This is a genomic window from Proteiniphilum sp., from assembly GCF_040307845.1.
Lineage (GTDB): Bacteria > Bacteroidota > Bacteroidia > Bacteroidales > Dysgonomonadaceae > Proteiniphilum.
This window is the reverse complement of record NZ_JAWRIS010000062.1, coordinates 92,486-116,028: the sequence shown is the minus strand read 5'-3', so window position 1 is coordinate 116,028 and position 23,543 is coordinate 92,486. Positions and strand designations below refer to the sequence as shown.

The 23,543-nt window shown below is 46.2% G+C and carries 22 protein-coding genes and 5 tRNA genes; 7 read left to right on the top strand and 20 right to left on the bottom strand.

The genetic code is table 11. The features are described 5' to 3' along the window. Window positions 1–90: 90 nt before the first annotated feature. The 17 genes from rpoB to dnaK form a co-directional block, all read right to left on the bottom strand. The gene (gene rpoB / locus ABV001_RS16265; RefSeq protein WP_352423771.1) at window positions 91–3,903 is read right to left on the bottom strand and encodes a DNA-directed RNA polymerase subunit beta; all 3,813 of its coding nucleotides are present in this window, start codon (window positions 3,901–3,903) and stop codon (window positions 91–93) included. 96 nt (window positions 3,904–3,999) lie between these two features. Then, on the bottom strand, window positions 4,000–4,377 hold the full coding sequence (gene rplL / locus ABV001_RS16260) for a 50S ribosomal protein L7/L12 (protein ID WP_076931514.1): 378 nt from the start codon (window positions 4,375–4,377) through the stop codon (window positions 4,000–4,002). Between the two features lie 91 nt (window positions 4,378–4,468). Beyond that, window positions 4,469–4,981: a 50S ribosomal protein L10 gene (gene rplJ, locus ABV001_RS16255; RefSeq protein WP_352423770.1), complete on the bottom strand. Its 513-nt coding sequence runs from the start codon at window positions 4,979–4,981 to the stop codon at window positions 4,469–4,471. A gap of 15 nt (window positions 4,982–4,996) precedes the next feature. Further along, window positions 4,997–5,698 carry a 50S ribosomal protein L1 gene (rplA, locus tag ABV001_RS16250; protein WP_352423769.1) on the bottom strand — a complete coding sequence of 234 codons (702 nt, stop codon included), beginning with the start codon at window positions 5,696–5,698 and terminating at the stop codon, window positions 4,997–4,999. Window positions 5,699–5,713: 15 nt separating this feature from the next. Then, window positions 5,714–6,163 (bottom strand): 50S ribosomal protein L11, encoded by a 450-nt coding sequence (gene rplK / locus ABV001_RS16245; protein ID WP_352423768.1) that lies wholly within the window; start codon window positions 6,161–6,163, stop codon window positions 5,714–5,716. 75 nt (window positions 6,164–6,238) lie between these two features. Next, complete coding sequence (gene nusG / locus ABV001_RS16240) at window positions 6,239–6,781, bottom strand: transcription termination/antitermination protein NusG (protein WP_352423767.1); 543 nt, start codon at window positions 6,779–6,781, stop codon at window positions 6,239–6,241. Between the two features lie 23 nt (window positions 6,782–6,804). After that, a complete protein-coding gene (gene secE / locus ABV001_RS16235; protein WP_323425075.1) occupies window positions 6,805–6,996 on the bottom strand; it encodes a preprotein translocase subunit SecE in 192 nt (63 codons plus the stop codon). 22 nt (window positions 6,997–7,018) lie between these two features. Continuing rightward, window positions 7,019–7,091: transfer RNA gene (locus ABV001_RS16230), tRNA-Trp, on the bottom strand. A gap of 102 nt (window positions 7,092–7,193) precedes the next feature. Beyond that, window positions 7,194–8,381 (bottom strand): elongation factor Tu, encoded by a 1,188-nt coding sequence (gene tuf, locus ABV001_RS16225; protein ID WP_352423766.1) that lies wholly within the window; start codon window positions 8,379–8,381, stop codon window positions 7,194–7,196. Between the two features lie 113 nt (window positions 8,382–8,494). Further along, a tRNA-Thr gene (locus ABV001_RS16220) sits at window positions 8,495–8,566 on the bottom strand. A gap of 6 nt (window positions 8,567–8,572) precedes the next feature. Continuing rightward, a tRNA-Gly gene (locus ABV001_RS16215) sits at window positions 8,573–8,645 on the bottom strand. Between the two features lie 99 nt (window positions 8,646–8,744). Continuing rightward, window positions 8,745–8,827: transfer RNA gene (locus ABV001_RS16210), tRNA-Tyr, on the bottom strand. A gap of 22 nt (window positions 8,828–8,849) precedes the next feature. Next, window positions 8,850–8,923 (bottom strand) — tRNA-Thr (locus ABV001_RS16205). A 111-nt stretch (window positions 8,924–9,034) separates the two neighbouring features. After that, entirely contained in the window at window positions 9,035–9,328 is a 294-nt protein-coding gene (gene hpf, locus ABV001_RS16200) for a ribosome hibernation-promoting factor, HPF/YfiA family (RefSeq protein WP_352423765.1), read from the bottom strand. A gap of 12 nt (window positions 9,329–9,340) precedes the next feature. Beyond that, window positions 9,341–10,240 carry a tyrosine recombinase XerC gene (locus tag ABV001_RS16195; protein WP_352423764.1) on the bottom strand — a complete coding sequence of 300 codons (900 nt, stop codon included), beginning with the start codon at window positions 10,238–10,240 and terminating at the stop codon, window positions 9,341–9,343. A 57-nt stretch (window positions 10,241–10,297) separates the two neighbouring features. Next, window positions 10,298–10,489, bottom strand: coding sequence for a 30S ribosomal protein S21 (gene rpsU / locus ABV001_RS16190; RefSeq protein ID WP_323425071.1), 192 nt, complete (start codon window positions 10,487–10,489; stop codon window positions 10,298–10,300). Window positions 10,490–11,091: 602 nt separating this feature from the next. After that, window positions 11,092–13,008 carry a molecular chaperone DnaK gene (gene dnaK / locus ABV001_RS16185; protein ID WP_352423763.1) on the bottom strand — a complete coding sequence of 639 codons (1,917 nt, stop codon included), beginning with the start codon at window positions 13,006–13,008 and terminating at the stop codon, window positions 11,092–11,094. A gap of 255 nt (window positions 13,009–13,263) precedes the next feature. Between dnaK and ABV001_RS16180 the strand changes: the two genes are divergently transcribed. The 7 genes from ABV001_RS16180 to ABV001_RS16150 all read left to right on the top strand — a co-directional run bounded on the left by ABV001_RS16180 (window position 13,264) and on the right by ABV001_RS16150 (window position 21,154). Next, window positions 13,264–14,781, top strand: coding sequence for a DUF4301 family protein (locus tag ABV001_RS16180; protein WP_352423762.1), 1,518 nt, complete (start codon window positions 13,264–13,266; stop codon window positions 14,779–14,781). Window positions 14,782–14,873: 92 nt separating this feature from the next. Further along, a complete protein-coding gene (locus ABV001_RS16175) occupies window positions 14,874–16,961 on the top strand; it encodes an OmpA family protein (RefSeq protein ID WP_352423761.1) in 2,088 nt (695 codons plus the stop codon). A 65-nt stretch (window positions 16,962–17,026) separates the two neighbouring features. After that, window positions 17,027–17,941 (top strand): type IX secretion system protein PorD, encoded by a 915-nt coding sequence (gene porD, locus ABV001_RS16170; RefSeq protein WP_352423760.1) that lies wholly within the window; start codon window positions 17,027–17,029, stop codon window positions 17,939–17,941. Between the two features lie 11 nt (window positions 17,942–17,952). Then, complete coding sequence (gene recN, locus ABV001_RS16165) at window positions 17,953–19,617, top strand: DNA repair protein RecN (protein WP_352423759.1); 1,665 nt, start codon at window positions 17,953–17,955, stop codon at window positions 19,615–19,617. Window positions 19,618–19,620: 3 nt separating this feature from the next. Continuing rightward, window positions 19,621–20,364, top strand: coding sequence for a 23S rRNA (guanosine(2251)-2'-O)-methyltransferase RlmB (gene rlmB / locus ABV001_RS16160; RefSeq protein WP_352423758.1), 744 nt, complete (start codon window positions 19,621–19,623; stop codon window positions 20,362–20,364). A 41-nt stretch (window positions 20,365–20,405) separates the two neighbouring features. After that, on the top strand, window positions 20,406–20,783 hold the full coding sequence (locus ABV001_RS16155) for a RidA family protein (protein ID WP_323425056.1): 378 nt from the start codon (window positions 20,406–20,408) through the stop codon (window positions 20,781–20,783). After that, a complete protein-coding gene (locus ABV001_RS16150) occupies window positions 20,780–21,154 on the top strand; it encodes a YccF domain-containing protein (protein WP_352423757.1) in 375 nt (124 codons plus the stop codon). The genes ABV001_RS16155 and ABV001_RS16150 overlap by 4 nt, the downstream gene beginning before the upstream one ends. A 61-nt stretch (window positions 21,155–21,215) precedes the next feature. On the opposite strand, the gene tatC is transcribed toward ABV001_RS16150, so the two are convergent. From tatC to ABV001_RS16135, 3 genes are all read right to left on the bottom strand, one after another. Beyond that, window positions 21,216–22,046 (bottom strand): twin-arginine translocase subunit TatC, encoded by an 831-nt coding sequence (gene tatC / locus ABV001_RS16145; protein WP_352423756.1) that lies wholly within the window; start codon window positions 22,044–22,046, stop codon window positions 21,216–21,218. 140 nt (window positions 22,047–22,186) lie between these two features. Continuing rightward, window positions 22,187–22,384: a Sec-independent protein translocase subunit TatA/TatB gene (locus ABV001_RS16140; protein ID WP_323425053.1), complete on the bottom strand. Its 198-nt coding sequence runs from the start codon at window positions 22,382–22,384 to the stop codon at window positions 22,187–22,189. A 121-nt stretch (window positions 22,385–22,505) separates the two neighbouring features. Then, on the bottom strand, window positions 22,506–23,540 hold the full coding sequence (locus ABV001_RS16135) for an endonuclease/exonuclease/phosphatase family protein (RefSeq protein ID WP_352423755.1): 1,035 nt from the start codon (window positions 23,538–23,540) through the stop codon (window positions 22,506–22,508). Between the last annotated feature and the right edge of the window lie 3 nt (window positions 23,541–23,543).

The window sequence follows — 23,543 nt, the reverse complement described above, 5'->3', positions numbered from 1 at the left end:
CTAATAAGATAATGAGCCAATCGAAGCGAAGCGGAGATCCCGATTTATCGGGATGGGGCGATACGCCTCAGCGCATTAAATTATTGTTGATTAGTCGAGACTGACGTTAAGACCCAGTCCACGCAATTCGTGAAGTAATACATTCAACGATTCGGGGATTCCGGTCTGTGGCATCGGCTCACCTTTCACGATGGCTTCATACGCTTTGGAGCGCCCTACCACATCGTCTGATTTGACGGTAAGTATCTCCTGAAGGATATGTGCGGCACCGAATGCTTCGAGTGCCCAAACCTCCATCTCTCCGAAACGCTGGCCTCCGAACTGCGCCTTACCACCTAACGGTTGTTGTGTGATCAGCGAGTAAGGACCAATAGAACGGGCATGCATCTTGTCTTCCACCATGTGCCCGAGTTTGAGCATATAAATGATACCCACGGTAGCAGGTTGGTCGAAACGCTCGCCGGTACCGCCATCGTAGAGATAGCTCTTACCATAAGCCGGTACTTTAGCCTTATCGGTCCATGTGTTGAGGTCGTCGAGTGATGCTCCGTCGAAAATGGGAGTAGCAAATTTCACGCCCAGCTCCTGTCCGGCCCATCCGAGTACGGTCTCAAATATCTGTCCGAGGTTCATACGGGAAGGTACACCCAGCGGGTTCAACACGATATCCACCGGTGTTCCGTCGGCAAGGAAAGGCATGTCTTCCTGGCGTACAATCCTGGATACTATACCCTTGTTGCCGTGGCGGCCTGCCATTTTGTCTCCTACCTGTATCTTGCGTTTTTTCGCCACATATACTTTGGCGATCTGCATGATTCCCGAAGGAAGCTCATCACCGATGGTAAAGTCGAAACGTTTCCGTTTCAATTCGGCATCCAGTTCCTTGTAGCGGTGCAGGTAGTTGATTACCGTAGTGCGGATCTGCTCGTTCTTTTGAGCATCAGCCGTCCATTTGTTCAATTGGATCGATTGGTAATCGATCTCAGCGAGCACCTTGTGTGTGAATTTTGCTCCTTTGGGAACAATATCCATATTGGTGTAGTCTTTCACTCCCACGGAGGTCTTGCCTTCGGTGAGTGCGAGCAACTTATTGATCAGCACTTTTTTCAACTCTTCCATCTTGAGCTCATACTCTTCATCGAGTTTGGGAAGGAGCGCCTTGCTGGAAAGTTTAGTCTTTCCTTTCTTGGATGCTTTAGAGAAAAGATTGGTATGGATAACCACACCCTTCAGTGATGGAGAAGCTTTCAGTGAAGCATCTTTTACATCACCGGCCTTGTCGCCGAAGATAGCGCGGAGCAGTTTTTCTTCGGGGGAAGGATCGGATTCGCCTTTCGGGGTGATCTTGCCGATCAGGATGTCTCCCGGTTTGATACGTGCTCCCACACGGACAATTCCTCTTTCATCGAGGTCCTTGGTTGCCTCTTCACTTACGTTGGGTATGTCGGAAGTGAGTTCTTCCATCCCCCGCTTGGTTTCGCGTACCTCAAGAGAAAATTCTTCCACGTGGATAGATGTGAAGATATCTTCACTTACTAACCTTTCGTTCAATACGATGGCATCCTCAAAGTTGTAACCTTTCCAAGGCATGAATGCTACTTTCAGGTTCCTGCCCAGTGCCAGTTCTCCGGCTTGTGTAGCATATCCTTCTGTAAGGATATCGCCAGCTTTCACCTTTTGTCCCGCCTTACAAATAGGACGCAGGTCAACGGTGGTATTCTGGTTGGTTTTCCGGAATTTAGGGATGTTGTATGTTTTTACGGCATCCTCGAAACTGGTGAATTCTTCCTCTTCAGTCCGGTCGTATTTTATTTTGATGGTAGTGGCATCTACATAGAGGATCTCTCCGCTTCCTTCAGACATGATCTGGGTACGGGAGTCGTGGATAACTTGTCCTTCGATACCTGTACCTACGATGGGCGATTCGGTTCTCATCAACGGGACAGCCTGGCGCATCATGTTCGATCCCATCAATGCACGGTTGGCATCATCATGCTCAAGGAACGGGATCAGCGACGCGGCGATAGAAGCGATCTGCATGGGCGATACGTCCATCAGTTCCACCTCTTCGGGGGCGATCACGGGATAGTCGGCATCCTGCCTTGCTTTCACCCTCGGGTTGATGAATTTCCCCTTGTCGTCGAGCGGCGCATTTCCCTGTGCAATCAGTTTGTCTTCCTCTTCTTCGGCAGCAAGATAGATCACTTCATCGTTGTTGATATTCACCGCTCCTTTCTCTACCTTGCGATACGGTGTCTCAATAAATCCGAGATCGTTGATCTTCGCATAGACACAAAGTGAGGAGATAAGCCCGATATTGGGACCCTCGGGTGTCTCTATGGGACAGAGACGTCCATAATGGGTGTAGTGCACGTCACGCACCTCGAACCCGGCACGCTCACGCGAAAGTCCTCCCGGCCCGAGTGCCGACAGGCGGCGTTTGTGGGTGATTTCCGCCAGCGGGTTGGTCTGGTCCATGAACTGCGAGAGTGCATTGGTGCCGAAGAACGTATTGATGACGGATGAAATGGTTTTCGCGTTGATCAGGTCGATCGGGGTGAAAACCTCGTTGTCGCGCACGTTCATTCGTTCACGGATAATACGTGCCATACGGTTCAGACCTACGCCGAACTGGGTATATAATTGTTCCCCTACCGTGCGTACACGACGGTTGCTGAGGTGGTCGATATCGTCCACCATGGCTTTGGAGTTGACAAGTTCGATCAGGTATTTGATGATCTCGATCATGTCTTCTTTCGTGAGCACACGTGTGTCGGCATCGGTGTCGAGATTCAGTTTCTTGTTGATCCTGTAGCGCCCTACGTCGCCCAGGTCATATCTTTTCTCCGAGAAGAAGAGATTGTTGATTACCTCCCTCGCACTGGCATCATCGGCCGGTTCTGCACTTCGCAGCTGGCGGTAGATGTGGCGGATGGCATCAATCTCCGTATTACTCGGGTCTTTCTGTAATGTGTTATAAATGATAGAATAATCGGAGGTGTTGGCCGCTTCCTTATGTAACAGGATGGAAGCTACGCCCGATTCGATGATTTCATCGATATGCTCCTGCTCCAGTATGGTTTCACGTTCAATAATTACCTCATTCCTTTCAATGGATGTTACCTCACCGGTATCTTCATCGACAAAATCTTCCATCCACGATTTCAGTACGCGCGCGGCCAATTTGCGTCCCAGCACTTTTTTGAGGTTTGCTTTATTTACTTTTACCTCTTCAGCCAGATCAAAGATCTCAAGGATATCCTTGTCGCTTTCGAATCCTATGGCACGCAGCAGCGTGGTGACCGGCAATTTCTTTTTCCGGTCGATATAGGCATACATCACATTGTTGATATCCGTAGCGAATTCAATCCATGATCCCTTAAAAGGAATGATACGGGCGGAGTAAAGCACTGTACCATTAGCATGCATGCTCTGCCCGAAGAATACGCCGGGAGAGCGGTGCAATTGCGAAACAATGACACGCTCGGCCCCGTTGATGACAAACGTACCTTTCTCAGTCATATAGGGGATCGTACCAAGATATACATCCTGAATAACAGGGGTAAAATCTTCGTGATCGGGATCGGTACAATATAGATACAATTTAGCCTTCAGCGGAACACTGTAGGTGAGTCCTCTGTCTATACATTCGTCGATGGAGTAGCGCGGGGGATCCACATAGTAATCTAAAAATTCAAGGACGAAGTTGTTACGGGTATCGGCAATGGGGAAATTTTCCGTGAAAACCTTATACAATCCTTCATTCTTTCTACTTTCGGGGGGGGCGTCGAGTTGGAGGAAATCCTGAAACGATTTTAACTGTACTTCCAGAAAATCGGGATAATCAAGCGGATTTTTGATCGACGCAAAATTGATTCTTTGATTGGCTTTATTTGAAGACATGGATGTGAGTTTTTGAACCTACTATATATTGACACAAAAGGTTAAGAATCTTCCGATAGAAGATTCCTAACCATATTAACCTAAATTAGGTAAATGTTATTTAAGTTCAACTTCTGCTCCAGCCTCTTCAAGTTGTTTTTTCAAAGCGTCTGCTTCGTCTTTTGTTACACCTTTTTTCAATTCGCTGGGAGCTCCGTCTACCAAGTCTTTGGCTTCTTTCAAACCAAGCCCGGTGAGTTCTTTCACTGCTTTAACTACAGCTAATTTTGCTGCACCTGCACTCTTGAGGATTACATCGAATTCTGTTTTTTCCTCTACAGCGGCTTCACCAGCTGCGGCGGGGCCTGCAGCAACGGCAACCGCTGCGGCTGCCGGTTCAATACCGTATTCGGTTTTTAAAATTTCAGCCAGTTCATTAACCTCTTTTACAGTCAGGTTAACCAGGTCTTCAGCAAATTTTTTTAAGTCTGCCATTGTTGTATTTATTTAAATTGATTACTAATTCTGTTTGTTGTAAATTTTTTTTCAACTATCTGCGTCAGGCATACACGTCCCGACTGGACAGTTATCTTTCCGACAATGTTTTTAATACCCCGTGGATCGTGTTGCCACCGGATTGAAGTGCGGAAATAACGTTCTTTGCAGGTGATTGCAACAGTGCGATCACATCTCCGATCAACTCGGTCTTGCTCTTGATATTCACCAGGTCCTGCAAAGTATTTCCTCCGATGAAGAAACTTTCCTGAACGTAGGCGCCTTTCAAAGCCGGTATTTTATCGGCTTTGTATTTATCGATGAGCTTGGCAGGAGTATTCGCTGTGTTAGAGAACATAATGGCCGTATTCCCTTTCAAGATGGGATACAGTTCGCTATAGTCTCTTTCGAGCGACTCAAATGCTTTCTGCAATAGGGTATTCTTCACCACTACCAGCTTGATCCCCTGTTTGGAGCATTCCCTTCTTAAATTACTCGTCTTCGCTGCATTGAGTGTAGCGATATCGGTAAGATAGAAGTTTTCATACTCCTGGAGATTAGCGGCTATCTGCTCTATTATTTGTTTTTTATCTTCCTTTTTCATCTGATTTTCTACTTTTTAGTTAGATTCATCTGCCGACTTAGTGTCCACTTTAATACCCGGACTCATCGTACTGGAAAGATAAATACTTTTGATATAGGTACCTTTTGCCGCGGTCGGTTTTAATTTGATCAACGTTTGGATAAATTCTTTAGCGTTGTCTCGAATCTGTTCGGGCGTGAAAGATACTTTTCCAATAGAGGTGTGAATAATACCGGCTTTGTCTACCTTAAAGTCGATTTTTCCCTGTTTTACCTCGGTCACGGCTTTCGCCACGTCGGGGGTCACAGTACCGCTCTTGGGGTTCGGCATCAATCCTCTTGGCCCTAAAATACGGCCGAGGGCACCAATCTTACCCATGATCTGCGGTTGTGTGATGATGACATCCACATCGGTCCAACCTCCTTTGATTTTGTCGATATATTCATCGAGTCCCACATAGTCTGCGCCGGCCTCTTTGGCAGCGGCTTCAGCTTCTGGAGAGCACAATACAAGAACTCTTACTTGTTTACCTGTTCCGTGAGGAAGGGATACAACCCCTCTCACCATCTGGTTAGCTTTTCGCGGATCTACGCCGAGGCGTACATCGATATCTACGGATGCGTCGAACTTGGTGTTGGTGATTTCCTTTACCAGTGCCGATGCTTCTTTTAGTGAATAGGTCTTTCCCTCTTCAATTTTGCTCAAAGCCAACTTTTGATTTTTTGTCAGTTTACTCATGTCTCAATTGAAGTTTTAATTGGTGATATTTTCAGGGAAATCTCCTTTTACTGCGATACCCATGCTCCGAGCCGTTCCGGCTACCATCCGCATTGCTGATTCGAGCGTGAAGCAGTTCAAGTCGGGCATTTTTTCTTCGGCAATTGTCTGTACCTGTTCCCAGGTAACTTCCGCAATTTTCTTGCGATTGGGTTCTGCCGAACCGCCTTTTTGTTTGCTGACTTCTAATAGCTGAATCGCAACCGGTGGAGTTTTAACAATAAAATCAAAAGACTTGTCGGTATAATAAGTGATGACCACTGGCAACACTTTACCGGCTTTGTCCTGAGTTCTGGCATTGAATTGCTTGCAAAACTCCATAATATTGATCCCTTTGGAACCCAATGCAGGTCCTACTGGGGGAGATGGATTTGCAGCTCCTCCTTTGATTTGTAATTTTAGTTGTCCGGCAACTTCTTTAGCCATTTTTTTGATTTTAATAAATTGGAGTTTTCGAAACACTTAAAGAATTTACAGAATCTGCGTAACCAAATATCTGGTCTATTCTTTCTCTACTTGCATATAACCCAACTCGAGGAGTTGTTTTCTTCCGAAAATTTTTACCATCACCTTGAGCTTCTTCCTCTCTTCATTCACTTCCTCTACTATCCCGGAGAAGCTGCTGAAAGGACCTCCGATCACTTTCACGCTTTCACCTACATAGTATTTCATATCCATTTCATCACCGGCCTCTTCCAACTCGTCCATCGTTCCGAGGATCCGTTTTACTTCCGATTCCCGTAAAGGTTGGGGATCGGTCGTGTTCGGCAGAAAGCCGGCAACATAATTGATATTCTTCAATTCGTGAATTACCTCACCCGTCAGTTCAGCTTCAATAAGCACATAGCCGGGAAGATAAGCGCGTTCTTTCATCACTTTCTTTCCGTTGCGTATTGAGTAAGTCTTTTCCGTGGGGATGAGAACCTGGGAAATGTATTTCCCCAAGTCGGTTTTCTTCATCTCTGATTCAAGATACTCTTTGACTTTATTTTCTTTTCCACTAACGGAACGCAATACGTACCATTTTTTTCTCTCATCAGTCATAGTTAAGTCTCTTTCTTTCAGATTTATAAAATACCGTAGAGGAGTTTTAATATCCACTCAAATAGAGAATCCATTCCGAACACTATGACGGCAATGATAAGGGAAGCAATCAATACAATTACCGTGCTGCCGGAGAGTTCTTCTCTTGATGGCCAGGATACCTTATGAACCAGTTCATTATAGGAATCGCTGAGATATGCAACTATTTTTTTCATTTAACTTTAGATAGTTTTTTTGCACGGGTCGAGAGACTCGAACTCCCGACACCTGGTTTTGGAGACCAGTGCTCTACCAACTGAGCTAGACCCGTGTATAAACCCTGCCTATCCCAATCCTCATTAGGGGGATATTGCTGGCAGGGTTTTATCTTACTCTTCCTCCTTCTTTACTGCGAAAAGGAGAGAAGGATGAATTAGTCGATCAATTCAGTAATCTGACCGGCACCCACTGTACGTCCACCTTCGCGGATAGCGAAACGGAGGCCTACATGGCATGCTACCGGGTAGATCAGGTCTACTTCGATAGTTACGTTGTCACCGGGCATTACCATTTCTACTCCTTCGGGCAACTGGATTTCGCCGGTCACGTCAAGCGTACGGATGTAGAACTGTGGACGGTATTTGTTGTGGAAAGGAGTGTGGCGCCCACCTTCTTCTTTCTTCAAGATATACACCTCAGCTTTGAATTTGGAGTGAGGTTTCACTTTGCCGGGGTGAGAGATTACCATACCGCGTTTGATTTCATCTTTGTCGATACCACGGAGCAACAAGCCTACGTTATCACCAGCCTGACCCTCGTCGAGAATCTTACGGAACATTTCAACTCCGGTAACCACTGATTTCTTGCCTTCTGCACCCAGTCCGATGATCTGTACCTCTTCACCGGTTTTGATGATACCGGTTTCGATACGTCCGGTAGCCACAGTACCACGACCAGTGATCGAGAATACGTCTTCAACCGGCATAAGGAACGGTTTGTCAATATCACGCGGAGGCAGCGGAATCCATGTGTCCACAGCATCCATCAGTTCCATGATTTTGTCTTCCCATTTGGGGTCTCCGTTCAATCCGCCAAGGGCAGATCCGCGGATAACGGGAGTGTTGTCACCGTCGAAATTATAGAATGAAAGGAGTTCTCTCATTTCCATTTCAACCAGTTCCAACATTTCTTCGTCGTCTACCAGGTCGACTTTGTTCATGAATACCACCAAGCGGGGAACATTCACCTGACGAGCCAGAAGAATGTGCTCACGTGTCTGGGGCATCGGACCGTCCGTAGCAGCTACTACGATGATCGCACCGTCCATCTGGGCAGCACCGGTAACCATGTTCTTCACATAGTCGGCGTGACCCGGGCAGTCAACGTGTGCATAGTGACGATTAGCTGTTTCGTATTCTACGTGCGAAGTATTGATGGTGATACCTCTTTCCTTTTCTTCAGGAGCGTTGTCGATAGAGTCGAACGAACGCACTTCAGAGAAACCTTTTTTTCCTAAAACGGTGGTAATAGCAGCCGTTAAAGTAGTTTTACCGTGGTCAACGTGGCCGATTGTACCGATGTTCACATGCGGTTTCGTCCGGGAAAAATGTTCTTTTGCCATAAAATATACTATTAATTAGTTTAAATAAATTATATATGCATTATTATAAACAGTAAAACGCAAGAGACAGGACAATAAGCCTTTTCTTGAAATTTGTTGATCTATCTGTTTTGAGCCGATGGCGGGAATTGAACCCGCGACCTCTTCCTTACCAAGGAAGTGCTCTACCTCTGAGCTACATAGGCAGGGAGAGCGGAAGACGGGACTCAAACCCGCGACCCTCAGCTTGGAAGGCTAATGCTCTATCAACTGAGCTACTTCCGCAAGACTAATCCCGAGCAGCCGGGACAAGTAGCGCCAATTTACTAATCCCGATTTCCCGATAATTCGGGACAAGTTATCGGGATCGACTCATTGAACCAGTGGGCAGTGATGGATTCGAACCACCGAAGGCGTAAGCCAGCTGAGTTACAGTCAGCCCCATTTGGCCACTCTGGTAACTGCCCTACTATGTTTCTCTCCTTTTTGAGCCTCTTGTCGGATTCGAACCAACGACCCCGAGATTACAAATCACGTGCTCTGGCCAACTGAGCTAAAGAGGCTTATATTCTTTGATTTAACCGCTTCTCTCCCAATTTTAAGAGAGAAACGGTCGCAAAGGTAGTGATATTTTTTTTGATGCCAAAACTTTTATCTGAATTTTTTGGCGTTATCTATCCTTTTTTTTCTTTGGTTTTGAAGATCTGTTTTTCTATTGCTACAGCGCATAAGTCTATCGCTTCTTCAAAAGTGTCGGCTGTTTTATTGGCAAATGCTTCACTATGCCTGAGTTTCAATTTTACGGCTGCGTCTTTGTTCTTTGCCGTCTCGGGTTTAATTACTTTCAGGATCACTTCTGCCTGGATGATGTCATCGGAGAATCGTTCCAGTTTTTTGATCTTTTTCTCTATAAACGCTTTCAGTTGATCGGTAGCGTCAAAATTTACAGATTGAATTGTCAGTTCCATACTTTTCCTCCTTCATTTTTTTGCTCTGGGATGAGCGTGTTGATATGCTTTTTTCAATTCTTCAAAAGTCACATGTGTATAGACCTCTGTGGATGCAAGGCTGGAATGCCCTAATAATTCCTTTACGGCGTTGATTTCGGCGCCATTGTTCAGCATTTCAGTGGCAAAAGAATGGCGCAGTACGTGAGGGCTCTTTTTCGCCAGAGTAGGGATGCTGTTGAGATGATTGTGAATAACATTGTATACAAGTTTAGGATATAGGGGGTCTCCATCTTCCTTAACAAACAGAAAAGGGGATTTGTTCTCTATTTCGGCGTCTCGGACGGCAATGTATTCTTTGATTTTTGCTTTTGTAGCATCGGAAAAAGGGATAATACGTTGTTTGTTGCGTTTTCCCGTTACCCGGAGCGTACAGGCGGAGAAGTCGATGTCGGCATCCTTTAGCGCTATCAGTTCAGCTCTGCGCATTCCGGTAAGGTAGAGCAGTTCTATCAGGAAGCGGTCGCGGTATCCACGGAAATCGTCGGAATATTCCAGCGGGTCGTCAATTACTTTTGTCATCTCCGGGTCATTCACGAATGAGGGGAGTTTTTTAGCTACTTTAGGACCTTTGACCGCGTCGGCGGGGTTTTGTGTTATCACTCCTTTTTTCTTCAGGTATCGGTAGAACGATTTTACCGCACTGAGCTTCCGGTTTACCGAACGGGGTTTTATTCCCTGTTCCATGAGGTAGCTCATCCAGACACGGATATCGTCGCTATCGACCCGGAGTGGATCAAAAGCGTTATCCTTTCCCTTCTCTCCAATGATAAATTCTTCAAACTGAGAAAGATCTTCCAAATAAGAAATCTCCGTGAGGGAAGAGTAATTCTTCTCTACACGGAGATATTGTATGAATTTTTCTTTCCACATTTCGTTGGTCCGTCGATGAACTACGAAAGTAAAGAAAATTTTTTGAAATACGAAAATTTATTCTTCGTTTTGTTGCATTTGCTGCACGTAAACGGCATGCTGCTTTTTCTTGCGTTTCTCGATTGACGGTTTGGTGAATGCCTGACGGCTACGCAATTCTTTTACTACACCGGTTTTTTCGTATTTACGTTTGAATTTCTTCAGGGCTCTTTCAATATTTTCGCCCTCTTTTAATTGTACTACTATCATTTATTGTATGTTTTAATTATTTTTTGTTTGAGATTATTGGAATGATGAACGCCGCATATCGGTCAGTTTTTTACCATACATCCGAACCCGGAATCTTGATCCCATCATTGTTCGTATGCCTGCCTCCTGTTCCAGCGTCAGTCCTTAGCCTGAAATTTATTTATTTCTTCTTTGCTCTGTTTCCGGTTGTACAATAACCTCCTCTCTGTTTCGGGCTGCAAAGGTAAGAATAAAATTATAAATATCAACGTGCTACGCGGCATATTTTTTCTTCAACATCTATGAAATCGTTGATATGATTGAGATAGACAAATTACAGGAGAGCTATACAGTAATATTGAATACCCGGTTTACAATCAAACCGATGGATATTTTTGTTGGTTCGGGCATGCTGCTCTATTAAAAAACGACGTATAAAGTATGGATAGTACTTGTATGGCCAAATATGCGAAATAAAAACCGCAGTAAAACAATTGCTTACTGCGGTTTGAGAATATTTAGTTATTTGCTTTAGCCAGTCTTATTTCGTCAAAGCTTTGCTTTGTCGCAATAAGCTCACATTCGGAAATGGAAGTTCACTTTCATTTCTCTCGCTTACTCGCTTATTTCACTTCTTCGAAATCTACATCAGTGACGTTGTCGTCATTTGAAGAGGGGTCGCTGCCGTTCGATTGTTGTGGTCCTGCGTTGGGACCGGGTTGTGGCCCGGCCTGGGCGTTGGAGGCATTGTACATGTCTTGCGAAGCGGCCTGGAAGGCGGTGTTCAACTCAGCAGTGGCTGCGTCGATACCGTCGAGATTCTGCGCTTTGTGGGCTTCTTTCAGCTTGTTGAGGGCGGCTTCAATCGGCGCTTTCTTGTCGGCAGGTATCTTGTCTCCCAGATCCGTCAGTTGCTTTTCAGTCTGGAAGATCATGGAGTCTGCCTGGTTCAGTTTATCGATGCGTTCCTTCTCCTTCTTGTCGGCTTCAGCATTAGCGGCAGCTTCCTCTTTCATCCGTTTGATTTCATCGTCACTCAGGCCTGAAGAGGCTTCGATACGTATCTTCTGCTCCTTGCTGGTTGCCTTGTCCTTGGCAGAAACACTCAGGATACCATTGGCATCGATATCGAAAGTCACTTCGATCTGAGGTATTCCACGTGGTGCGGGTGGTATACCGTCGAGGTTGAACACGCCGATCTGTTTGTTGTCGCGCGCCATCGACCGTTCACCCTGCAATACGTTGATTTGTACCGACGGCTGGTTGTCGGCCGCAGTAGAGAATGTTTCGCTCTTTTTCGTCGGGATGGTAGTGTTGGCGTCAATCAGTTTGGTCATCACACCACCCAGTGTTTCAATACCCAGAGAAAGCGGGGTTACGTCGAGCAGAAGTACATCTTTTACTTCACCTGTCAATACGGCACCCTGAATTGCAGCACCGATAGCCACTACTTCATCGGGGTTTACACCCTTATGCGGTTTCTTGCCGAACAGCTTTTCTACCATATCCTGTACGGCAGGGATACGGGTTGAACCACCCACGAGAATCACCTCGTCGATATCGGAATTGGTCATCCCGGCATCTTTCATCGCTGTCAGGCAGGGTTGTTTACATTTCTGCAACAGGTCGTCGATCAGTTGTTCGAACTTAGCCCGCGAGAGCGTTTTTACCAGGTGTTTTGGAATTCCGTTCACCGGCATGATGTACGGCAGATTGATTTCAGTGCTGCTGGCACTGGAGAGTTCTATTTTAGCTTTTTCGGCAGCTTCTTTCAGACGTTGAAGTGCCATCGGGTCTTTGCGCAAATCCACACCTTCATCGCTCATGAACTCATCAGCCAACCAGTCGATGATACGGTGGTCAAAGTCGTCCCCGCCAAGGTGAGTGTCACCATTTGTCGATTTCACTTCGAAAACGCCGTCACCCAGTTCGAGGATAGAGACATCGAAAGTACCCCCACCCAGGTCGAATACGGCAACCTTTGAGTCTTTGTTCTGCTTGTCGAGCCCGTAAGCCAAAGCGGCGGCTGTTGGTTCGTTGACGATACGGCGTACTTTCAGTCCGGCGATTTCACCGGCTTCTTTGGTAGCCTGGCGTTGTGCGTCGCTGAAGTATGCCGGGACGGTGATCACGGCTTCTTTTACCTCCTGACCGAGATGGTCTTCGGCAGTCTTTTTCATCTTCTGTAATACGATGGCTGAAATTTCCTGCGGTGTGTAAAGGTGTCCGTTGATATCCACACGGGGAGTATTGTTATCGCCCCTTACCACTTTATAAGGCACACGTCCGATTTCTTTCTGCACGCGATCGAAAGTTTCCCCCATAAATGTTTTGATGGAGTATATCGTATTGTGAGGGTTGGTAATGGCTTGACGCTTGGCAGGGTCTCCCACTTTGCGTTCGCCGTTATCCATGAAAGCCACTACCGAAGGCGTAGTCCGTTTTCCTTCATTATTGGGGATTACAACGGGTTCGTTGCCTTCCATAACGGAAACACACGAATTGGTTGTCCCTAAGTCAATTCCTATTATTTTTGCCATAATTTGATGTTATTATTATATTTATTTTTTCTGATTCCTATTTTGTACTGTTTGGTCGAAAATCTGCCGATCGCCATCGGTTCTTTTTTCGATACACTATTTCTTTTTCAAATGTTGTGCCAAATTTTCGGGTAAAAGATGTTTCTGCCAATATGACGGTTTTAATTTTTTACTTTCAATGATTTCTCTTTCAGAAAAAATCTCTATCTTTGGTGAATAAAGATTAAAAGACAGTACAATAATAAACCCAGCACTATGTATACGCAACAAGACTTGGAATTACTGCATGAAAAAGGAATTTCCCAGGATCAAATCGATACGCAACTGAATTATTTTGTGAAGGGATTTCCCTATCTTTCGCTTATCGCTCCGGCTTCAGTAGGGAGAGGCATCATGAAAGTGGGAGAAAAAGAAGAAAAGGAATATCACGATGCCTGGCAGAATTTCCTGAATAGCGGAAAGAAGGTGACAAAATTTGTACCGGCTTCCGGGGCTGCCAGCCGTATGTTTAAGGATCTGTTTGCCTTTTTGACTGCCGATTATGATGTTCCGGCCACACCGTTCGAGAAGGCGTTTTTCGGAGGAATTCAACAATTTGCTTTTTTCGGCCCACTCGATGAGGCTTGTAAGAATTTATTTGGAAAAGACGTGGAGGCATTGTGCCAAGAAGGGCGATATAAAGAGGTAGTCTCGGCATTGCTTGATGCGGGCGGGATGGATTATGGGAATTTACCCAAGGGATTGCTCCTTTTTCACAAATATCCCGAAGGAAACCGGACTCCGGTGGGAGAACATCTTACCGAAGGTACTTACTACGCCAGGAATAAAGCCGGAGAGGTAGATGTGCATTTCACCGTGTCTCCGGAGCATAAAGAGATGTTTGAGCTGTTGGTAGCAGCCAGGAAACTAAGTTACGAATTCAAACTGGGCGCTGTCTTCTCTGTGTCATACAGTATTCAGAAACCGAGTACTGACACCATAGCAGTGGATATGCACAATGAACCTTTCAGGAATGAGGATGGATCACTGTTATTCCGTCCAGCCGGACACGGTGCATTAATAGAAAATCTGAATGATATAGATTCCGACGTCATCTTCATTAAAAATATCGACAATGTGATTCCCGACAGGTTGAAAGAGGATGAGGCCCGTTATAAAAAATTGCTGGCGGGTGTTCTTGTGACTATGCAGCAACGCACTCATGCCTATCTGGACCGGCTGGAGTCGGAAGATGCCGCCGCGGACGAGTTGGCAGAAATGCTGGCTTTTACCGAAAATGAACTGCAGATCTCTCATCCCGGTGAATTTGCTTCGGAAGAGGAACTGAAAAAATACCTGAAAAGAAAACTCGACCGGCCTTTCAGGGTCTGTGGAATGGTGAAAAATCAGGGTGAGCCGGGAGGAGGCCCTTTTATTGCGGTTAATCCCGACGGGACCGCCTCGCTTCAAATACTGGAGAGCTCCCAGATCGATAAAAATGATCCGGCAGCCATGGAAGCGTTCAGGAACGGTTCTCATTTCAATCCCGTGGATGTGGTGTGCGGTGTGAAATGTAATCACGGGAACAAATACAACCTGACAAAATTTGTCGATCGAAATACCGGATTCATCTCCTATAAGTCCAAAAACGGAAAAGAACTGAAAGCGCTGGAGCTACCCGGATTATGGAACGGAGCAATGAGTAACTGGAATACTATTTTCGTAGAGGTTCCCGTTTCTACGTTCAATCCGGTGAAGACGGTGAACGACCTGCTGCGTCCTGAACACCAGTAATCTGTGTTTACACAATATTTGCCTGAAAATTCCGTTTTACAGCCAAAACGACAGGCTTGAAACTCCGGATACTATATATTTTGTGGGCTGTAATGTGGCTACTGCTTTCGTGCGATCAGGCAAAACTGACGGTCGCAAGGGAGCAGTACCTGCGTGGAGAATACCATGCCGCCAGTGAGACTTACCGGAAACTGTACCGGAACGCATCACGTGAAGAGCAGGCGCAACGAGGCATTATTGCTTTTGAGATGGCGGAAAACTACCGCAAACTCAATCAGTCCTCCCGTGCAGTAGCTGCTTACAGCAATGCTATCCGCTATGGCTATCCCGACACCATCATGTATCTTCACTATGCCCGGATGTTACATCGGGAAGGGAACTATGGGGCCGCAGCAGAAGCATACCGCCGGTTCCTGGCATTCAAACCGGACGACCTATTGGCTCTCAGCGGGCTCCGGGGGGTGGAACAGGCAAAGGGCTGGAGCGAAAATCCTACGCGATATAGTGTGGAACGGATGGGGTTGTTGAATTCTAATCGTGGAGAGTTTAGTCCGATGTTTTCTCCGGATGGAGACCGGCTCTATTTTGCCTCTTCGAGAGAAGAGGCGCTGGGTGAAGAGAAGAGTGTCATTACCGGAATGAAATACAACGACCTTTTCCGTTCGGTCAAAAATGTGCATGGAGAATGGCAGAGGCCCGAACGGCTTGATTCGGGTGTCAATACCGGGGATGATGAGGGAACTCCTTCTTTTTCACCGGATGGGGAATGGATGTATTATACTTTCAGTGGTGCGGATCCCGGCAAGCCTACAACAGCAAAAATCTATCTTTCCCGGCGGGTTAACGGTCGGTGGAGTAAAGGTCATCCTTTGGAGATTGTAAAGGATGATTCGTTATCCGTTTTTGCCCATCCTGCCATTTCTCCGTCGGGGCATTGGCTCTACTTCGTTTCCGATATGCCTGGAGGGTATGGCGGCAAAGATATCTGGCGGGCAGCGATCAGGAATAATCACGAAATCCTTTCTTTAGAGAATCTGGGGCCGGATATCAATACGGCTGGAGACGAGCTTTTTCCCTATTTGCGTAATGATACCGCACTCTATTTTTCTTCCGACGGACACCCCGGGATGGGAGGGCTGGATTTGTTCGTGGGAATTGCTGCTGGGAGGAGGACCGGGGGACGGGGTGATAGGGTGATTGGGGGACTGGGAGGCCGGGGGACTGGGGGATTGGGAGGCCGGGAGACTGGGGGATTGGGAGGCCGGGAGACCGGGAGACTGGGAGACCGGGGGACTGGGGGATTGGGAGGTGAGGTGAAAGGAGAGTGGCGTGTGCGTAACCTGCAATCACCCCTCAATTCGTCGGCAGACGATTTTGGAATCACCTTCGAACAGAAAGGAGAAAAGGGATTTTTCAGTTCTAACCGGAATGATGTGCGGGGATATGATCATATTTACTCTTTTGTTTATCCCGAAGTAATTGCGTGGATAGAGGGTTTCGTGGTGGATCCGGAAGATGAATTTATCCCGGGCGCCATTGTGACCGCGGTCGGAAGCGACGGATCACAACTCCGCTTCGTGACGGGGAAAGAGGGAGAGTACCGCTTTAAAGCTGCGAGGGGGGTGGACTATCTGCTGATGGCTTCAGTTGACGGCTTCCTTAATCAAAAGCAGAAATTATCGACCGATCCCGTAGAGAAGGATACACTCTACTATGTCGATTTTGAGATGATACCGTATAATAAACCGGTAATCCTGGAGAATATATTTTACGATTTCGATCGTGCCACCTTACGGCCGGAATCGAAAGAGGAACTGGATCAGCTGATAACCATGCTTAACGAATATCCCTCCATAACCATAGAACTTGCGGCTCATACCGACCGGAAAGGTTCGGACGAATATAATCTCGATCTCTCCCTGCGTCGTGCACAGTCGGTAGTAAACTACCTGATTGCCCATGGTATCGATCCCCGACGTTTATCCGCCCATGGCTTTGGTAAGACCCGTCCGGCGAAAGTAACCAAAAAGATAGCGGGACAATTTGATTTCTTTGAAGAAGGATATCTGCTGACCGAAAAATTTATTGAAACCCTTACGACTGATCAACAGGGGATTGCCGATCAGATCAACCGCAGAACATCATTCGAGGTGATTGATCCTGCATCCGGATTGCATTAATCACCCGAGAATCCAAAATCATTGAAAGGATTTTACTACCTTTGGAACATGATTTCTTTGGGAGTATGCAATATAAGTCAATCGCATTGTTATTTCTGATCGTATCTCAATTCATCCTGATGGCGTTTAACCCCTTTACCCGGCTGCATGCACAGGAGTTGAATGCTGCTGTAAAGGTGAACAGTTCTATGGTGCAGGGGGCAGACAGGCAGGTGTTTAGTGCTCTCGAAGAGGCGGTGCGGACTTTTATCAATGGACGTAGATGGACGGATAATCAGCTTCGGATGAATGAACGGATAAATTGTTCTTTCACGCTGGTAATTACTGAGGCCCTTTCCGCCGGCTCTTTTAAGAGTGAATTGTATGTGCAGTCGCATCGTCCGGTACAGCACAGTACCTATATCACTCCCATGCTGAATGTGCTTGACACGGAGTTGGAGTTCGACTATACTGCACATCAACCTATGCAGTTCGATCTCAATTTTATTCAGGGAAACCTGACGGCAACCATCGCCTATTATGCTTATCTCATTCTGGGACTCGACCTTGACTCCCAGTCTTTGCTGGGTGGCACATCTTGTTTCCGGAATATGGAGCTGATTGCGACCTATGCACAGTCTTATGGATGGAAAGGGTGGGAGCGCCGCAGTAGCCGTAACCGTTCAGCCATCACTGCCGCTTTTAATGATGGGGCGCTTACAGCATACCGGCAGATGTGGTTCGATTATCACCAGGGGCTGGATGTGCCGTTTGCAGGCGGTGACCCGGGAACGGAAAAAATTGTTCCTTCGGTATTGGTTTTGTCGGCATTACAAGCGAAACGACCGACCAATGTGCTGATAAAACTTTTTGGAGATGCCAAGCTTGAAGAGATGGTAAATCTTCTTTCCAAAGTGGATGCCACGCAAAAGAAACAAGCCTATGAAGCCCTGATGAAGTTGTACCCCGTCCGTAATACCGAATTGGGACGGTTGAGATAAGATAAAAATATATGCTAAAATCGCTATACATACAGAATTTTGCATTGATCGATTCGCTTAGGATCGGGTTTGATCCCGGTTTTTCAGTGATCTCGGGTGAAACAGGAGCGGGTAAGTCAATTATCCTTGGAGCCCTCTCGCTGATCCTTGGGCAGCGTGCCGATGTGAAGCAGATCAAGCAGGGTGCCGAAAAGTGTGTCATAGAAGGTGTTTTCGATGTCTCGGCATACCATCTTGCCTCTTTTTTTGAGGAGATGGATTGGGTATATGACGGTGATGAATGTATTCTTCGCCGGGAAATATGGAGTAATGGAAAATCACGTGCTTTTGTGAATGACTCGCCTGTCTACCTGAATGACCTGAAAGGGTTGGGAGATAGGCTGATCGATATTCATTCCCAGCATCAGAACCTGTCGCTGAACGATAATCTTTTTCAGTTGAATGTGGTGGATCTGCTGGCCGATACAAAGGCGGAGCGGACGGATTACGGGGAGGCTTATGTAGCATACCGCTCATCCGAGAAAGCATTGAGTGATCTCCTGGAGCAATCACGCAAAAACCGGGAAGAGGAAGATTATCTCAGGTTTCAGCATAGAGCACTTGCGGAGATAAACCTGCAGCCGGGTGAACAGGGGCAACTTGAGGAAGAGTTGGAAGCAGCTTCTCACGCAGAAGAGATCAAGACGGGACTTTACGCGGCGACTGCGCTTTTGTCGGAAGAGGATCGGAATGTGGAGTCGATGCTGCGGACTGTGGCCGATACGCTGCGGAACGTGCAACGGTTTTATCCGAAGTTATCCGATTTATCCTTACGGGTGGATTCAGCCTTTATCGAACTGAAAGATGTTCGTGAGGAAATCACCGGCTATTTTGAAGAGGTGGAGTTTGATCCCGCCCACAGGCAATTGCTGGAAGAACGGCTAAGTGCTATCTACGACTTACAGAAGAAACATTCCGTCACTACGGTGGAAGACCTGATCGCCTTGCGCGATGAAATGGGACGGAGATTAGAGAATATTGATTCACTTGACGAACGGTTACAGGCGCTGGAGAAGGAGACCGAAGGAAAACGGAAATCCATGCAGGAGAAAGCTGCATTATTAAGTAAAAAGAGGAAGAAGGCCGCACCCCATATTGAGAAGGAGTTGGTGGAAAGACTCGCTTATCTGAGGATGGCCGATGTGAGGTTTCAATGTGAGTTCAGAGCCAAAGAGGTTCCTGACGCCACTGGAGCCGATACCGTTCAATTTCTTTTCTCTGCTAACAAGAATGTGGCATTGCAACCTGTCTCGCAAATCGCTTCAGGTGGTGAAATGTCTCGTGTGATGTTGGGAATCAAAGCCATGATTGCGGGGGCGACGTCGCTGCCGACTATCATCTTTGATGAGATTGACACGGGTACTTCGGGTGAAGTAGCAGACAGGGTAGGGAATATTATGGAAGAGATGGGTGAGCGGATGCAGGTAATCGGCATCACGCATCTCCCGCAGATCGCATCCAAAGGAGCAACCCATTTTCTGGTATATAAGGGAGATGCGGATAATAATATAGTAACAACAAGAATAAAAGAACTGGCTCCCGGAGAGCGGGTACAAGAAATTGCCCGCATGTTGAGCGGTGCGGAAATCACGGAGCAGGCAATCGAAAATGCCAAAGTGATGCTGAAAAGAAACTAATGTATGAAGGAAAAAGAGATGATTTTCGGCATTCGTGCCGTTATTGAGGCAGTAGAAGCCGGAAAAGATATAGACAAGGTGCTGGTAAAGCGTGAATTGTCGGGTGAGTTATTCCTGGAGTTGCAGGAACAGCTGCGGCGTTATGAGATACCCATGCAGAAAGTACCGGTGGAGCGGATAGACCGTATCACGCGGAAAAACCATCAGGGGGTAATCGCCTTTACTTCGGCTGTCACCTACCAGAAACTGGAGAATATTGTACCATTGCTCTATGAAGAGGGTAAAATCCCGTTTATCTTAGTATTGGACGGACTGACTGATGTCCGAAATTTCGGCGCTATTGCACGTACTTGTGAGGTGGCCGGTGTAGATGCCATTGTAATTCCCGAGAAAGGAAGTGTATCAGTGAATGCCGATGCGATAAAGACTTCGGCCGGTGCATTACATTCTATTCCGGTCTGTCGGGAAAAGAGCCTGAAAGAAGCTATCGGCTTTCTTAAAAATAGTGGAATAAAAGTGGTAGCTGCCACAGAAAAAGCGGCTTCTTTTTACACCGAAACGGATCTCTCTGTGCCGGTTGCCATTGTGCTGGGCTCGGAAGACACAGGAGTTGCTCCCGAGCACCTTCGTGTTTGTGACGAACTGATAAGGATTCCTCAGTCAGGTACAATACAGTCGCTTAACGTGTCAGTTGCGGCGGGAGTCTTGATTTATGAGGTGGTGAGGCAACGCGGGTTCACTTCTTAACTTCAGACTTCTTAACTTCGGACTTTTCAAAAAAAGATAAAATGAAAAAAGTAATTTCAACAAACAATGCGCCTGCGGCGATAGGCCCTTACAGCCAGGCTATTGAGGCAAATGGGATGTTATTCCTGTCGGGAATGTTACCCATTGACCCGTCGACCGGGAATATTGTGGAAGGTGGCGTGAAAGAGCAAACCTCCCGGATATTTAAGAACATAGAAGCAGTCCTGGCAGCAGCCGGAACCACTATGGATAACATTGTGAAAACGACGGTATTCCTGGATGATATGTCGCTGTTCGGGGAGATGAACGAAGTGTATGGTAGCTGTTTCAGTGGTGCTTTCCCTGCTCGCTCGGCTTTTGCCGTAAAATCCCTCCCGAAAAATGCCTTGGTGGAGATAGAAGTAGTTGCAGTAAAATGAAGACACTTGGAAATATTATCTGGGTGGTATTCGGTGGTGTTTTCATTGCCATCGAGTATCTGGTGGGAAGCGTCGCGTTGATGATTACCATCATTGGTATTCCTTTTGGGATTCAGTCGTTGAAACTGGCGGAAGTGGCCCTATGGCCTTTCGGCAAAAAAATGGTACGCAAAGAACCATCCTCCGGTTGCTTGTCGACGCTGATGAATGTGATCTGGTTTTTTGTGGGCGGGATTCCTATTGTGTTGACCCATCTGTTATTCGGTCTGCTTTTTTATATCACCATTATTGGTATTCCTTTCGGCAATCAGCATTTTAAACTGATGAGCCTGGCGCTCACTCCTTTCGGTAGAACAATTGTGAACAAGTAGATGGGGCAGTTTCTGTTTTAGCTAAACAAATATGCCGAGGTCTTTATTGGATCGGACTTTCTTATTCAAATACTGCCGGGAGATTTTCCTCTTCAACTTCCTCTTCAGGTGGATCTTTCTTTACCATAAAGGCGCTGATCTCCCACAGCATATAAATGGGGATGGTTACCACGAAAAGGGAGAACGGATCACCGGAAGGAGTGATTAATGCGGCAGCTATGAGTGAACCCACAACGGCGTGGCGACGGTATTTCCGGAAAAAGGAGCGGTAGATCAATCCCAGTTTGGACAACAACCAAAAGACCAAAGGAAGTTCAAATACCAACCCCATGATCAGGATAAGGGTGTAGAAGTTGTTCATATAGGAATCGAGCGATATAGAGTTCTCAATAGATTCGCTCAATTCAAAGGTAATCAGGAAACGGAATATGAGGGGGAATACAATAAAGTACCCCACCAGGCAACCTACCACAAACATGAAACCTCCAAATCCGAAAGCGGTCTTCACCCCTTTTGCCTCGTTCTCATAGAGCGCCGGACTTATAAATTTCCAGATCTCATATAATATGTAGGGAATAGTGCAGAGTACTCCAAACATCAACGACGTGGAGATGTACGTCATAAACTGTGTGGTCATGTTGATGTTAAGCATCCTCACAGAAAAAGCATCCGCGGAGAAATCAGGTAAAAAGGGAATATATTCGCTCGCTTTTTCAAAAAACCGATAGGTGACAAAATCCGACGAACGCGGTGCCATAATGATGGTGTCGAAGATCTTGGGAATAACAATAAACCCTATGACAGAGAAAGCAATCACAGCAATGATAATACGTATAATGGTCCATCTGAATTCTTCCAGATGATCCCAGAAAGACATTTCCTTCTCTGACATTTCTATCCTACGCTATATAATAGACATATAAACGTCCGGAGACAATCGGTTTTGTCTCCGAAAATAAACCTTTATGATAATGATTATGACATGAAAGAAAATCCCGTCGGAATAATCTGACAGGTTTCTTCCGTGGCGATCTAATTAGATGACTTGTTTTCTGTCGGATCGGCCTTGATGTCTTCCTCCAGGTCATTCAACCCTTTCTTGAAGCTATTGATGCCTTTTCCCAAGCCTTTCATGAATTCGGGGATTTTCTTTCCTCCGAAAAGAATCAAAATAACCAAAACTATAATAGGTATTTCCCATCCGTTCAAGTTGATAAGTAATGGATTCATAAGTACGATATGTTTAACTTTGTTTATACTGCTCTACCGTTATGAAATACAAATATAGAACTTATTTATGGATATAGGGAAAAATATTATGATAAAGTTTGAAAAAAAGTGCGTGCCTTGTTTATGGATGTTCTAAAGTGAGGTTCAGATCCATATAAACGGGAAGGTGATCACTGAATCCACCTATATAGCGTGGTCCTACATTTGTCCTGTAAGGTTTCTTGCCATAGTATCTCTCGTCATCTTCCAACAGGAAATCGGCTTTGAAGACATGTGCTTCATTGTTCTTCACATGGATGGAGCTCTCCTTCATTAAGAGGTTCCCGCTGACGATAAACTGGTCAAGAATATCCCATTTCCCTTGGTATTTAAAAGAACCAAACTCCGGTTCTTTTAAACGGTGATAGAAAAGATTATATAACCGGTTCCTCCAGAGCGGTGATTGCAGGCTTTTAGCATCCAATATTTGAGAAAGACTTTTGTTATTGGGATGATCGTTGAAATCACCCATGATAATGATATGGGTATTTTCCCGGAGGGTAAACAGACTGTCTGTTTTTCTTTTCAGGAGAGTTGCCGTCTCTATGCGCGCAGGCTCAGTCTCCCGCTGTCCTCCGCTTCGGGAAGGGAAGTGGCAGACAAGTACATCGAGTGTGTCGCCGTTGATTACCTCTCCCGTGACATGAAGGATATTACGCGTCGGCCTGATATTTTTACGGCTGAACCTTATCTCGTATTCGGTGGTTTGCAACGGCCTGAATTGATGGCGCTGATAGAGTAATGCCACATCAATACCCCGGTCATCAGGTGAGTCGGTAATAATATAATCGTACTCTTGTGTCCGCAGGGGCGACCGTTTTGTCAGGTCGAAAAGCACCGAATCGTTTTCCACCTCGCACAGTCCGACCAGTGCCGGGGATTGCATCCCGCCAACGGCCGTAATCACACGAGTAATATTGCGTAGTTTTTCCCAATATTTCCACGGTGTCCAACGCATGAAACCATCCGGCAAAAAATCATCATCCTCTTTCAACGGATCATCATGGGGATCGAACAGATTCTCCACGTTGTAGAACATAATACGGAAGTCGTTTTGTGCAACGACTCCCGTAATATGGGCGATCAGTAATAGGTTGATAATGAGTAGATAACGCATTGT